This is a genomic window from Hydrogenovibrio sp. 3SP14C1, from assembly GCF_029625905.1.
GTDB lineage: Bacteria > Pseudomonadota > Gammaproteobacteria > Thiomicrospirales > Thiomicrospiraceae > Hydrogenovibrio.
The window spans coordinates 1-267 of the sequence record NZ_JARTLM010000142.1 but is presented as its reverse complement, the minus strand read 5'-3'; the positions used below and the strand labels follow the sequence as shown (position 1 = coordinate 267).

Below are 267 nucleotides of genomic sequence, written 5' to 3'. Positions count from 1 at the left end.
GCAAAGCGGAACCCCACACGCAGCAGGTGGCGCTCTGCGTCTGTTTTTTGATGGCGAACAACGGCATGCACTTCGAACTGAGTACCATCCGGAAAGGCAAACACCAAACGCATGGGTTCCGAGGTCTCGGTCAGCACGCCACTCGCTGCCAACGGCAGCTCCAGCTGACACCCTTCCTGGGAGAGGTCTCGCAACTCACCCTGCGCCCCTTCTTCGCCATCGCCGTAAACGGTCGCCGACACCACCATGCCCATACGCAGCTCAGCA

General features: G+C 60.7%; 1 protein-coding gene. It reads right to left on the bottom strand.

From position 1 onward, the window contains the following. Positions 1–254: PilZ domain-containing protein (locus P8629_RS11975; protein WP_278166338.1), on the bottom strand; the 254-nt coding region annotated here is incomplete at its 3' end. Positions 255–267 lie beyond the last annotated feature (13 nt).